The following is a 13,330-nucleotide window of genomic DNA, read 5'->3' as shown; positions in this document are numbered from 1 at the left end:
TCCGCATAAAACATCTTGGTCAAAAATCCAAGCCCGGGATTTCCGGCCAAGTCAACTTAGGCTCCGCTTTCTAACCGCTTTGCTCCGCTCACTTTATTAGGACAGCTGCGCCAGGCAGAAAGCTGCGTATAAGCACCTCGGACAAAAATTCCAAGCCCGGGAATTCCTGTCCGAGGAGCCTTATACTCCGCTTTCTAAGCGCCTGGCTCCGCTCACTGATGATAGGACAGCTGCGCAAAGCAGGGATCTGCGTGTAAGCACCTCTAACAAAAATTCCAAGCCCGGGGATTTCCGTTAGAGGAGCCTTACACTCCGATCCCTAACCGCTTTGCTCCGCTCACTTTAATTTTTAGGGGGAATACCATGACTTTGACAGCTAAACAGCGAAAATGGTTTGTTTTTACCTTGTTGTTAGGAACGTTTACAATGTCAATTAGCCAGTCTTCGCTTTCAACCGCCTATCCGACATTTATGAAATATTTTAATTTACCAGCCAGTACAATTGCTTGGTTGACCACCGGCTTCATGCTGATTATGTCGGTGGTGATGCCATTGTCCCCGTGGTTGATGGCTAACTTTAAATTTAAACCATTATATCTGAGCCTATTAATTAACTTTGTGATTGGCACACTGATCATTATTTTTGCGCCAAACTTTTTAATTATGATGCTTGGTCGGCTAATGGAAGGATTTAGTGTTGGTGTGTTATTTCCGTCTTATCAATCAATCATTTTAGAGATTACACCGACGGCTAATCGTGGAACCGTCATGGGGACGGTCGGGTTAGTTATGGGATCGGCACTGGCAGTAGGCCCAATCGTGTCTGGAGTTTTATTACAGATTCTTAATTGGCAGGCAATTTTTGGGTTTTTCTTATTGGTTTTAGCAATTGTTTTTTTCTTGGCTTTGAAAACGGTTGTGAGTCCACTGAAAATACATTCGACTAGTTTCGATTTTATTTCTGTTTTCATGTCACTTGGCATTATTGGCTTGCTTTACTTTATTAATGAAATTTCTCATATGGCCTTGACAGATTACTTTAACTGGGGAATTTTAGTGGTTTCATTAATTTTATTAGTGCTGTTCGTTCATCGGCAGTTACATATGAAAATGCCGTTACTCAGATTAGATATTTTAGCAATTCCCAATTTTGATTTAGGCGTTGCGCTGACATCCTTATCTTATATGTCACTAATTACCGTTACAATTGTGATGCCACTGTATTACCAGCAAATAATCGGATTGACCCCACTTTGGTCAGGGTTGGCATTAGTGCCAGCTGCCGCTTTTTTATCCTGGTTGAATCGAAGAAGTGGTCGCCTGGCAGATCGGATTGGGTTTAAACCAGTTATCTTGATTGGATTTGCTTTGTTCATCGTTGGCTGGGGCGCGTTGCTGATTTGTTCTGGTTTGAGAAATGTGTGGGTTGCCGTTCTCTGTTCGATAATTATTGAGGCCGGCAATGCCTTTGCGATGATGCCAGCCACTACGCTTGGTGCCAATTCATTAGCTAATAGCCTAATTCCCCATGGTTCATCGGTGATTGCGACGGTTCGCCAGGTCATGGGTTCAACGGCGATTGTATTGGCGACCGTTGTTTTGGGTGAAAAGAATTTCAATAACGTCTTTTTGACTTTTCTAATTCTTGAAATAATTGCCATTTTTTTGGTTTTCAAAATTAAAGATACTACGAAAAGGGGAGCAGATTCGCATTTGTGAAATGTAAGCAGTTTTCATTTCTAATTCAATCTATAATTGAACGACTAGAACGTTTTGAAAATCACAATCTATATTATTGTACTCGCTTTCAAAATATGGTATTCTTTTTTTGGATGATAAAGGGTCATTCAGAATTGGATGCCTAAAGTCCTGTATAAACTACCATGTTCATCAACGAGTCAACCATGAAGCCCTTTCTTTGGTTGTCTTGTCATTTAAAAGTTTAATGTTGTGAGTTTCAATAATAGGAGGTTGTATAATGGCTTATCGAACTGTTAATCCTTACAATAATGAAGTTGTGAAGGAGTATCCTTTTGCAACGGATGTTCAACTTGGAGAAGTGCTTGCTGAAAGTGACGCCACTTATCGTGCAATGAAGAAACAACCAATTTCCGAGAGGGCAAAGATTCTGCATAACGTTGCTGCTAAATTGCGGGAGCACGAAGATGAATTAGCCAAAGCTTGTACGATTGATATGGGCAAATTAATTGGTGAATCAAAGGGCGAAGTTGAGTTGGTTGCGATCATCGCTGATTGGTTTGCGGATCATGGTGAAGAAATTTTAGCCCCAGAAAAGATTGATACGATTGCAACTGGGCAAGCTGAAATTCAAAAACACGCAACTGGTGTCATTATGATGGTTGAACCGTGGAATTTCCCATATTATCAAATCATGCGGGTGTTCGCTCCTAACTTTATGGTTGGTAACACCATGATTTTAAAGCACGCTGCCAACACGCCAACCTCAGCTCAAATGTTCTGCGATGTGGTTGCTGAAGCTGGTGCCCCTAAAGGTTCATTGACCAACATGTTCTTGACTTATGATCAAGTAACCGAAGCAATTGAAGATCCTCGGGTCCAAGGAGTTGCTTTGACTGGTTCCGAGCGTGGTGGGACAGCGGTCGCTGAAGCTGCTGGCAAGAACTTGAAGAAGAACACCATGGAACTTGGTGGCATGGATCCATTCATCGTTTTAGGTGATGCAAATATGGATGATGTTGCCGATATCGCATGGCGAGCACGTCTCTACAATACTGGTCAAGTATGTACTTCATCTAAGCGATTCATTGTCATGGACAACGTTTATGATGAATTTGTCGACACTTTGAAAGATAAGTTCAGCAAAGTACAACCAGGCGACCCAATGGATCCATCAACATCACTTGCTCCGATGAACACCGAAAAAGCTAAGAATAAGCTTCAAGGTCAACTGGACGAGGCAATTGCTGCTGGCGCTAAAGTTGTTTATGGTAATAAACCAATTGACTTACCAGGTCAATTCTTTATGCCAACCATCTTGACTGACATTTCCAAGAATAACCCAGCTTACCATACTGAGTTGTTTGGCCCAATTGCTTGCGTTTACAAGGTTCACAGCGAGCAAGAAGCCATTGATCTTGCCAATGACAACCCTTATGGCCTTGGTGGCATTGTCTTTGCCGGTGATGAAGATCACGGCGCAGAGGTTGCTTCTCAGATTGAAACTGGGATGGTCTTTGTTAATAACTTTATGACAACATTGCCAGAATTACCATTTGGTGGCGTTAAGCTCTCAGGCTACGGTCGTGAAATGAGCCACATTGGTGAAGAGGCCTTTGTTAATGAACAGTTAATCGTTAAGACTGCAAAGCCAAATATGGATAACTTGGCTGGTGGTTTGGTCGCAATGGATCCACAACCAAAAGAATTAAGCAAAACCAAATAGTAGGCATTAGTTTTGATTTCTAAGTGTCTGTCTAATAAAATTCGTCAGGGAATTAAATCTCTGGCGAATTTTTTATTTTTTCCAAAAAATAAAAAAATGGTCATTTTTATTTCCGTATATATACTCTATAAGGAGCAAAGAAGCTTCTTTTAAACTAAAATGAATAGGGGAATTTAAGTGCAAAATAGGAACAATTATGGATTTAGGCAACAATTAGGCAGATCCTCACGGTATTTGGCATCAATTTTATTAGCGGCAGTTGGCGGCTGGATGCTGTTGCAATCACCAGTGGCTTCAACAATGACGTTAACAGCAGCCGCGGCAACTCGTCAGGCTGTCCAAGTTTACGTACAGCCTCAATATCAACTGGACCGGGATGGCAGCTGGGAAGATATCCCAGGGACTGGCCCGATTGCAGTGGCGGGCACGGTAGGCCAAGCAATTGAGGCGCCAGCAATTAAGGACTATGTGCCGATAACGACTGAGCTGGCTAAGTTGCCAAGCGGGGATAATGATCAGGCGCATCCAATTCGGTTAAAGTATCGAAAACAAAGCACTGGCTTATATACGGCGACAGTTAATATAAATTATATTGATCAGCAAAAGGAAACGGTCATTTCTACGGACACCCGAACGTTACATTATACTGATAAGGTGACAATTATCCCCAAAGCAATTAAGGGGTATCAGTTGCGGGATGTTAGGATCCCGGATCGGTATTTTGCTCAAAACTTAGATAAATCGGTGAACTTTACGTTCAAAGAGTTACGCGATCCTACCTACACAGTTAACTTTTATTACGTGCTTCAGAGTATCCACCCAGATAATTCTGACAACGCTGAGACTAAAATGATTAGTCAAACTGCCGTTAAGCCGCAGCTAAGCAGTCAAGCTAAGCCGGACACTAAGGTTGAACCCGTTGAAGATAATGTCCAAGAAAAGCCAGTATATGCTTCAAAGAAAAAAGATCTGGTTGTCAATCAAACAGTAGCTGTTCAAAAGGAGATTCCAGAATCAAAAGAAGCAACCACTCACTCTGGGACAAAATCACTTAGTCCAACAACGGACGCTGGAACAGCAGTGATTAGTCAACCCATTCAGCCTGCTAAGACCGGATTAGCAAGTTCAGCAGTTGATCAAAAATCGACTGTCATTATTAATGGTGGCGAAAAACAGCCGGTTATCAAGCAGAAAGGGCAATCAACTCCCCAGACGCAAGGGACTTCAACCTTCGAACACGCCACTGGGGAACTCAGAGTGAATAACCTGAACAGTAAACCGCTGGCATCGGTTGAGCCAAAAATAACGGAACGGCACGCTGAAACAAGTAATCAGCCAAGCAAAGTGGCGGTCAAAGGCTTGGCAGTCTATGCAATTCGAAAAATTAATCTTTATCGATCAGCTAACTTTAGTCAGTCTAGCCGCCGGTTCGTTTACTCAAAAGTGTCACGACCATTCCGGCCAATGTTTGTTGTGATCGGTTATGCGCGGTCAAATGATGGCAAGCTGCGTTATCGGGTCCGTGACGTTAATCATTTGAGCCGGACCGCTGGCAATAAGGGGTATATCACCACTGATTTGCGTGACGTTCGACCGGTTTATGATGCTTATAATAAAGGTCGAGTGGTCGTCATTAATCCAAGCGGGATTAATGCTTATCGGTTGAAAAATTTAACTGGTAAATTGAAGCATTATCAAAAAGGAACGATTTTAAAGCCTCGACGAATTGTAAACTTTCATTTAACTACCCGATATGTCTTAAGTGATGGTAGCTATATCACAGCTAATCGAAAATTGGTGGCGGCTCATAGTAATTAAGTAGCGTTATTTTGTTAGACGCCAGAGTTTAAAATTGCGAACGACCAGTTCTTTAATTAAAATGATGATTAACTTGTAAGGGAGCTGTTTGTTTTGTAGGACAGCTGCGCAAAGCAGAAGTCTGCGTATAAGCACCCTTAACAAAAACTCCAGAACCGGGAATTTCCGTTAGAGGAGCCTTATACGCCGCTTTCTAAGCGCCTGGCTCTGCTCACTTTATTAGGACGGCTGCGCCAGGCAGAAAGCTCCGTATAAGCATCTCGGACAGAAATTCCAAGCCCGGGAATTCCTATCCGAGGAGCCTTATACGCCGCTTTCTAAGCGCCTGGCTTCGCTCACTTTATTAGGACAGCTGCGCAAAGCAAAAGTCTGCGCATAAGCACCTTCAACAAAAATTCCAAACCCGGGAATTTCTGTTGAAGGAGACTTCTGCTCCGACTTTTAAGCGCTTTGCTCCGCTCACTGATTTTAGGATAGCTCCGCAAAGCAGAAGCTTGCACCTAAGCCATCTCGGCCAAAAATCCAAGCCCGGGATTTCCGGCCAAGATAACTTAGGCTCCAGCTTCTAACCGCTTTGCTCCGCTCACTGGAGGGATGGTAATGAAAAAAACTGGTTTTTGGACAAAATTATCGATGATCATCGCAGTAGGGCAATTAGCCTATTCGATTTATCAGCAATTTCGTTCATATAAAGAACAGCGAGCCAAACGTTAACATTTAGCTCTAAATATTAACAGCCAAATAAACAGCTCAACCGTACTGCCAAGATGATCCAGTGACTTGACTAATTCGGTTGGGCTGTTTATTCGATTCATATCAGAAATATTAGTTTGGCATGATAACTTGTAAAAAGTTGGCTTTAGTTTTAACCGTAATTGGCAGTGCCATCGCCGGGTCGCCATCAATCCGGGCTTGGATTTCTCGGCGTGATAAGCCTTCGATTTTAACAGTTTGGCACTTAAAGTACTTAACATCATCGTTGTTTTTCAAGTTACCTGTAAGAAAATAAGAAAGGTAGGCGAATAATTTGGGCAATGTAAATTTTTTTAATATAAACACATGTAAATAGTCATCATCATATGAAGCCTCTGGATTAAAATCAATATAGCCGCCAACAGAGTTAGTGGTCGTTATTAACAGAATTTGAGCCCGCAAAGTTTCAACACGGCCGTTAGCCGAAATTCTCAATTTATAAGAACGGTTCGTAAATAATTCCTTAAACCCTTTGACGAGATAAATGAGCTTGCCAAATTTTTTCTTTTCATCGTCCTTAATATTCCTAGCAATATCAGCCAGTCGGCCTAAAGTTAAACTGCTGATCATCGGGGTTGGGCCAATCGTTCCTAAATCAACTTTTTTTCGGGTACCCGTTAGGAGATTTTTAATCGCGTCATCGGTATTTAAGGGAATCTTCAACGCTCGGGCGAAGTTATTAACTGTCCCGCCCGGAATGACCCCCAGCGGAATTGCTTGGCCAGCTTGCAAGAATCCAGTACAAACGGTATTAATAGAGCCATCGCCTCCAATTGTGATTAAACAATCATATTGACCTACCGCCGAGGCAGCCTTCGATATAGCATCTTTTTCAGATTTTGTCTTTTGTAAAGTAACAGTTTTACCGTTCTTTTCAAGAAAAGTTTTTGCCTGATTAGCGATTCGTTCATTATCACTTTTGCCGGCATTACCGTTATAAATAATTACGAAGTTTTGCATGGCGCACCTCCCTTGTCATCCTTGGCTAGTCATACTCATTGTATGATGATTTAGCTGATGAGTCATGTTTGGGGATTATGGTGAGCGAGCCATTCATGATTGGTGAGGTTGCGTCAACGGCGTAACGATCGGTGAAAATTTTAAGCATTTTCATAAAACTTTCAGCGGTATTTGCTTCAGTTAAATCACTTAAAGGCAACCAGTAAATTTTGCCTTCCGTCGATGGTTTCAATTGACCGCTGAATTGGCTGGTTCGATATAAAAAGCCAATTCGCCGATATGCGGGGTTGGTGTTAACCCATTCGACGGTGCCACAGGATTCTAAGTGGCTAATTTGAAGGCCGGTTTCTTCGCGTACTTCACGAACCATGGCGTCGTATAAGCTTTCACCCTTTTCAACGTGGCCACCGGGAAACGTATGGCCAAATTTCCAAGCGACGTCGGTTTTATCTTCAACAAGTACTTCATCTGTTTCCCGGTTGTAAATCATACACATATTGACCATTTCGATTGGTTCAGTTCTGGAATAAGTCATCTCATCACCTCAATCGTTTATTTTACAACGTAGTGTCGGATACGGGTAGGTTCTAAGTAATCATTTAGTCGTTCAAAAAGCATTACCAGCCAACTAAACGCTAATAGAAAAGCTAAGATTTCAAATGCGGTTAGCGATAAGTAACCCACTACTTGAAAAAGAATTTCGCCAAGTAAGAGCGCGCCGGCAATTAGCCACGAGAGGTGAAGAAAATCTGATGAAATATTTGGTAGTAGCCACTTGATACTTAAAATAAGGGCTAGGACTAAATAAACCAGTGAGCCGGCCACCCGATTATGCAATAAGTGCAGCTGCAGGTTATTGGGGAAAATGCCGACGAAGGCCAAATCTAAGGCTAACAGCGTTAAAAGAATCCGCAAAACCAATAGTCGGCGGTTTCGGTTAAATACCCGTTTCAACGACACAAACAGGTAATCAATGAGCGCAATTAGGATGAGCCCGGAGAAAATTAGCGTGAGATTGAATTCCCAAGCATTTTGCGCGTCAATGGTGCCAAGAAAACTTAAATTGCGTTTCCACCAATATAGATTTTGATTACTAAGCATCGCCAAGACCATGCCGCTGACGATAATGGCGATAAAGGTATTTGTCAGCAGTCGAGAGGAAAGTTGCGGCACGACGTTGGCCATCATCTGAGTGATGATCAACGTGATGACGCCAAAGACGGCTGTGGAGGTCACCAGATCAAACTTGGCGCCTTTAAAAATATTGCCGATCAACCAAAATAGGCCGGCCATGACCATAAAACTAATCAAGGCGCCAGCGGCCACAATCGTTGGGAAGTTCCGCCAAGAGATGGCCTGGACCACTGATTCTTTGGCTCGTTTAAGTTGAATGAATGAAATGGTAAAGCTAATTAAACCGCTCATTGTTGATAATCCAAGACAAGCAGTAGCGACTGATTCGCCACCGGTCAAAGAGACGTAAGTGATGCGGCGAACCAAAAAATAGCTCAAAAAAATAATCGTCATCAAGACGGTCAAAATAACTGTACGCCAACGCCGTTTTTTAATGTTCAGCGGTTTTTGTGGTGATTTGATCATAATCCCTGTTTCGGTGAACATTACCTCAACGTTGTTCCCAGCTCTAATCCCCAATTGCGCTTGCAGCTCCTTGGGGAGAGGTAAAAAATTTTTATCCGCCAACAGTGTTCCTCCCTTAAATACCCAATGAGTCTTCGATGGGCTAAATCAACTATTTGATACATATTGAATATTATGCTTACCGCGAAGAAATGACAAGCCAGCCATAAGAAAATCCCCACGGCAGTTACGCTTCAATAACGCGTAATTACTATGGGGATGATGCAATTTTCTACAATGAATGGGCAGAAAGTTGTGACTTTAATCAATTAAGTTTGATTCTTAGTGAGTTGGAGGATCTTTTGGCGCCAAGTTTGCCATTTGCCCACGGAATTCTTTTGAATAGAGGTTCATGTCGGAACGGTATTCGGCGAGGTCGTCACTCATGCCAACGGTGTAGTCGGCTTCTTCGCCGTGCTCGCCTTGATCAAGCCCAAGTTCCTCTTCTTTGCGATCAACCCGCATTGGCATAATGAGGCTGAGCCCTTTGATGATAATTGAAGCGGCAATGATGACAAAGACGATGGTGACAGCCGTAGCCAATAATTGGATACCAAACTGGTGAAAGCCGCCGCCGTAAAAGACACCATTGTGAGTAACGATCGGGTTAACCGTTTTGGTTGCAAACAGCCCGGTAGCCACACTACCGACAATCCCGCTGACACCGTGGCAGCCAAAGGCGTCTAATGCATCGTCAACGCCAATTCGATCTTTCAGGTAGTTAACAAAGAAGTAACTGGCAAAGGTTGAGAACATCCCAATCCAAAACGAACCGGCAATGGTGACAAACCCACAGGCCGGCGTGATGCCAACTAGTCCACAAAGGGTGCCGGTACAAACGCCTACCAAGGTTGGCTTGCCAGAGATCACCATATCAAGAATCATCCAAGTTACCATGGCGGTCCCGGTTGACATGGTGGTTGTGATGGTCGCTTGAGCTGCGATGTTATCAACGCCTAATGCCGACCCGGCGTTAAAGCCATACCAGCCAATCCAAAGAATGGTTGCGCCAAGCAAAACCCATGGCAGGTTGTAGTGATTGTGCGGCCGATCACCAAACTTAATTCGTTTGCCTAAAAAGGCGGACAAGACGAAGGCCGTGACCCCTGCATTAATATGAACAACGGTACCACCGGCAAAGTCGAGGACGCCAAGGCCGTAAAGAATGCCGTGGGGACTCCAAACTAAGTGAACCATTGGATAATAGATAATAATGGACCAGAGAATCAAAAAGACTAATAAAAAGTTAAACTTAATCCGGCCAACAACGGCGCCAACAAATAATGCCGGTGTAATAATGGCAAACATCATTTCAAACACTGAAAAAATCCCGGTCGGAATTTTAGTTGCCGTAAGCGCGGTAAGATCGACACCGTTCATGAAAAAATTTTGGACATTGCCGATCACGCCGCCAATATTGCCGGAAAAGGATAATGAATAGCCGATAACGATCCATAACACAATGGCGACACCGGTCATGATAAAGACGGACAACATCGTGTTAACTACGTTTCGCTTTGAAACCAGGCCCCCATAAAAAAACGCTAAGCCGGGGGTCATGAACAAGACTAAAATACTGGATAGAATCATAAAAGATGTATTTGCCGCATTCATAACATCGCTTCCCTTTTTCTTAATGTCATAAATTCTAACATCATCGTTTTAAAACTTCCAGTATTTTTTGAAATCAATTAGAAAATAAGAGAATTATAAGTAATCTTGTAAGCGACACCAAGGTCATTATGATAGCAATAAGTGACGTCAATAATTTTTTGCCAAAGAAATGAAGTCTGTTGGCGAAAATGTAAATAATTCTAACATACGAAAAGAGGCAAACTAACAGTCCTTAAAATGGAAATGTCAGCTTGCCTCTTAAAAATTTACATAAAAAATCAGTTTAGGTCAAATGGTTAATTGCGTCTGGGATTGGCTCATTACCAGTACTCATTTCAATAACTTCTCCAATTGAAGCATTGTGTTCCGCCAGACCAATCAGGACTTCAGCAACGTTTTCAATGCTGTTCTCGTTGGTCGTGTAATCGCCCAAAGTGACTTTACCGGAACCTGGCTTATCAACTAAAGCAGTCGGCTGGAGAATTGTGTACTGCAAATGAGTGTTATTCATTAACCATTCATCTGCGTAATACTTTGCGATGAGATAATTTGCCAATGGTGACCGATTCTTGCCGGAAAAGAGATCCGGTGTCAATGATCCCTTGGAACTTAACATGATAAATCGTAAGAGACCTTTTTCTTCGGCGGCCTTCATGACTTTGACGGCGCCGTTAAGATCAACCTGTAAGAGATCCTTGCCGCCTGAACCAGCTGCAAAAATTAATCTGCCAGCTTCGGGTAATGCTTCTTTAATATCATCTTTGGTATCGTAGAGATCAATTCGAAAAGGGGTAACGTTTGGTGATTCTGGAATCTTCTCTGGGTGGCGAGCACCCGCATAAATTTCCATATCAGAATCCTTAGCTAGTTTTGAAACAACGGTCGAACCAACTCGACCGGTTGCACCAATTACAATAATTTTCATTAGTATCACCTCATAAATTTGTGAGCACAGCTTTTCTAAAGAGGAAGCAAAGCGTCTAAAAATTTAAATGCTATCTTCATTATAAAGAAAATGGTTTGCATACACAAAGCGTTATGATTTTTATTGATTAACCCAGTGAATACTTGATCTACATCAATTCTTTATTGATGGTTTGCTCATATACTTGAATCATCATCAAAGGACGGGAGCGAATCATTATGAAAATTCAACGATTCATTAATCAACATATTAATCAAATTACTTTAGCAACAGCAATTCTGATTGGCATTGGGACGCTGGGAAGTTTGCTAGGCGCTCAATTGGTTTATACGGGGGCTTTTATTTTAGCTTCCCTTATTTCGGCAGTGCCAATCTTGTTAAGAGCCATTTCGGCACTCCGATTTAAGACGATCAGCATTGAATTACTGGTCAGCATCGCAGTCATTGGCGCCTTTATCATTGGGGAATACAACGAATCGGCAATTGTGACTTTCTTGTTTCTTTTTGGCACTTTTTTAGAAGATAAGACATTGGCAAAAACGCGTCATTCGATTAAGAATTTGACGGCAATGGCACCAACGACTGCTACGGTGGTGGATGAAGCTGGCAATCAAGAAGAAACTGACGTGGATTTCATTGACGTAGGTGACGTGGTTTTGGTTAAAGCTGGTGGGCAAATTCCAGTTGACGGTAAAATCGTTAACGGTTCTGGCCACTTGAATGAAGCCAGTATCACGGGCGAATCAAGACTGGTTACCAAAAGCATTGGTGATTCAGTATACGCCGGCACAATTTTGGATAACGGGACGGTTAAGGTTGAGACCACGAGAGTTGGGGATGAAACGACCTTTGGTAAGATTGTGGAGTTAGTTGAAGACGCTCAAGATACGAAATCACCGGCTGAAAAATTTATCGATAAGTTTGCGACTTATTATACGCCAGCTGTTTTAGTCATCGCGTTAGTTGTCGGTCTGGTTTCTAAAGACTTTCGCCTCGCAATCACCGTTTTAGTCCTTGGCTGCCCAGGGGCGTTAGTGATTGGCGCGCCGGTTTCAAACGTTGCCGGAATTGGTAATGGTGCTAAGAACGGCGTCTTAATTAAGGGTGGCGAGGTTATGAATACACTCGCCAACGTTGACACACTGGTTTTTGATAAAACCGGAACCTTGACAGAGGGCAAAACGGCTGTGACTCAGGTTAAAAACTATGGAATGGATAACACGAGTTTGGCGATGGCAACGGCTATTGAACAGCATTCAGATCATCCATTGGCTAATGCCGTTGTTCAATTTGCAAATGACCACGGGATTGACTCAGATCGGTATTCGGTTAAGTCGGTCGACACCATTAAGGGCCGTGGCGTTCAAGCAACGATCAATGGTCAGCAAGTCTTGATTGGCAACGCGGCGTTAATGATGGATCACCGTATTAATTTATTAACCCAGCAACAAAGTGACCTTGTCGGCATTCAAAACCAAGGCAGTTCATCGGTTATCGTTGCGGTTGCCGGTAAAGTTCAATTGATTTTAGGCATTTCGGATGTTGTGCGTCAAAACGTCGCTGAAAGTCTGCAACAACTTAAGCGCCTAGGCATTAAAAAGACCGTCATGTTAACTGGTGATAACCAAGCAACAGCTGAAGCGGTCGCCAATCAGATTGGTATTGATACGGTCCACGCAGAATTGATGCCGGAACAAAAGGTGGCGTACGTTAAGAAGTATCAGTCCCAGGGGCATCGGATCGCCTTTATTGGTGACGGAATTAACGATAGTCCCTCAATTGCCACAGCAGATATCGGAATTGCCATGGGCGGGGGTACCGATGTAGCGGTCGAAACTTCGGATGTGGTGTTAATGGCATCAAAATTTGACGAACTGGTTCACGCGTTTGGATTGGCGAAAAAGACGGTTGCTAATACTAAAGAAAATATCTTCATCGCCATTGCGACAGTGGGATTTCTTTTAATCGGGCTAATGCTTGGTTACATTTACATGGCTAGTGGCATGTTTGTCCATGAAGCAAGTATCTTAGTTGTCATCTTTAACGCGATGCGATTAATTAACTATCAAACAAAATCAGCAAAACTTGATCCAGATCAATTATCTTTACGGGAATCGGGATTACCATTAAAACAGTAAGTGAGCGGAGCAAAGCGGTTAGAAACTGGAGCATAAGGCATCTTGGCCGGAAATCCCGGG

9 protein-coding genes are annotated in these 13,330 nt (G+C 42.8%); 4 read left to right on the top strand and 5 right to left on the bottom strand.

Annotation, left to right across the window (positions count from 1 at the left end; translation table 11 throughout):
* The first annotated feature begins 363 nt into the window (after window positions 1-363).
* The 3 genes from YK48G_RS07630 to YK48G_RS07620 all read left to right on the top strand — a co-directional run bounded on the left by YK48G_RS07630 (window position 364) and on the right by YK48G_RS07620 (window position 5,242).
* Window positions 364-1,719, top strand: coding sequence for an MFS transporter (locus YK48G_RS07630; RefSeq protein WP_203630134.1), 1,356 nt, complete (start codon window positions 364-366; stop codon window positions 1,717-1,719).
* 259 nt (window positions 1,720-1,978) lie between these two features.
* Window positions 1,979-3,424, top strand: coding sequence for an NAD-dependent succinate-semialdehyde dehydrogenase (locus YK48G_RS07625; RefSeq protein ID WP_203630133.1), 1,446 nt, complete (start codon window positions 1,979-1,981; stop codon window positions 3,422-3,424).
* Between the two features lie 177 nt (window positions 3,425-3,601).
* Window positions 3,602-5,242 (top strand): DUF5776 domain-containing protein, encoded by a 1,641-nt coding sequence (locus YK48G_RS07620; RefSeq protein WP_203630132.1) that lies wholly within the window; start codon window positions 3,602-3,604, stop codon window positions 5,240-5,242.
* An 825-nt stretch (window positions 5,243-6,067) separates the two neighbouring features.
* Here YK48G_RS07620 and YK48G_RS07615 read toward each other — a convergent pair.
* The 5 genes from YK48G_RS07615 to YK48G_RS07595 form a co-directional block, all read right to left on the bottom strand.
* Window positions 6,068-6,955: a diacylglycerol/lipid kinase family protein gene (locus YK48G_RS07615; RefSeq protein ID WP_203630131.1), complete on the bottom strand. Its 888-nt coding sequence runs from the start codon at window positions 6,953-6,955 to the stop codon at window positions 6,068-6,070.
* Window positions 6,956-6,980: 25 nt separating this feature from the next.
* Window positions 6,981-7,490, bottom strand: coding sequence for an 8-oxo-dGTP diphosphatase (locus tag YK48G_RS07610; RefSeq protein WP_203630130.1), 510 nt, complete (start codon window positions 7,488-7,490; stop codon window positions 6,981-6,983).
* Between the two features lie 17 nt (window positions 7,491-7,507).
* Complete coding sequence (locus tag YK48G_RS07605) at window positions 7,508-8,656, bottom strand: permease (RefSeq protein ID WP_203630129.1); 1,149 nt, start codon at window positions 8,654-8,656, stop codon at window positions 7,508-7,510.
* Window positions 8,657-8,875: 219 nt separating this feature from the next.
* Window positions 8,876-10,207, bottom strand: a complete 1,332-nt coding sequence (locus tag YK48G_RS07600; protein WP_203630128.1) for an ammonium transporter — start codon at window positions 10,205-10,207, stop codon at window positions 8,876-8,878.
* Between the two features lie 283 nt (window positions 10,208-10,490).
* Window positions 10,491-11,132: an NAD(P)-dependent oxidoreductase gene (locus YK48G_RS07595; protein ID WP_203630127.1), complete on the bottom strand. Its 642-nt coding sequence runs from the start codon at window positions 11,130-11,132 to the stop codon at window positions 10,491-10,493.
* A 218-nt stretch (window positions 11,133-11,350) separates the two neighbouring features.
* On the opposite strand from YK48G_RS07595, the gene YK48G_RS07590 reads away from it, so the two are divergent.
* A complete protein-coding gene (locus tag YK48G_RS07590; protein WP_203630126.1) occupies window positions 11,351-13,270 on the top strand; it encodes a heavy metal translocating P-type ATPase in 1,920 nt (639 codons plus the stop codon).
* Window positions 13,271-13,330: the final 60 nt, after the last annotated feature.

It is taken from the genome of Lentilactobacillus fungorum, from assembly GCF_016860605.1.
Lineage (GTDB): Bacteria > Bacillota > Bacilli > Lactobacillales > Lactobacillaceae > Lentilactobacillus > Lentilactobacillus fungorum.
The sequence above is the reverse complement of the archived record's forward strand: the minus strand, read 5'-3'. Positions and strand labels throughout refer to the sequence as shown.